The sequence below is a fragment of the Deinococcus pimensis DSM 21231 genome (genome assembly GCF_000519345.1).
Classification (GTDB): Bacteria; Deinococcota; Deinococci; order Deinococcales; family Deinococcaceae; genus Deinococcus_A; species Deinococcus_A pimensis.
Genome location: NZ_KI912645.1, coordinates 17,814 through 18,413, shown reverse-complemented (window position 1 = coordinate 18,413; position 600 = coordinate 17,814). Strand labels below are relative to the sequence as shown.

Here is a 600-nt window from a genome sequence, read left to right as displayed (position 1 = left end):
CCGCGCCCCCGAAGCCCACCACGCGGCCCGAGAGGTCCGGGACGGGCGCGTTCATCGGGAAGAGCACCCGCTCCTCCGAGAGCACCTCGCGCGGCGGCGTGCCCAGCCACTCCAGGCGGCGCGTCAGGCGGGCGCGCAGGTCCTCGAAGAGCGGCACCTCGCGCGTCACGAGCGCCGTCTCCTCCACGAAGTACTCGTCCCCGCCGAGGTGCATGGCGTACAGGAACGTCGGCGTCCGCGCGAACGTCCGCGCGGGCAGGAAGTCGTGCCGGTAGTCCATCCAGTTCGCGCTGCCGGGCGGCGTGGGCGGCCGGTCGAAGGTGGCGCGCAGCCCGAACGCCACCTGATAGGCGGGCGGTCTGCTCCACACGCGCGGCACGAGGACCGGACGGTGCCCGCTCGCGTCCACCACGAGCCGAGCGGCGAGTTCCCGCCCGTCACGCAGCAGCGCCACCGAACCGAGCGCGTCGTGCCGCGCGCCCGCCACGACCCCCTCGTACCACGTCACCCCGGAACCGCACGTCAGCAGGTCGTCCAGCAGACGCCCGTTGTCCAGCAGGCCGTACGCGCGGTTCAGGCGGCGCTCGCCCCGCGCGTGCA

Annotated in this window: 1 protein-coding gene; it reads right to left on the bottom strand. The window is 74.7% G+C overall.

The window, feature by feature from the left end:
* On the bottom strand, nt 1–600 hold a 600-nt coding region (locus DEIPI_RS30790; RefSeq protein ID WP_211238290.1), incomplete at both ends, for a lycopene cyclase family protein.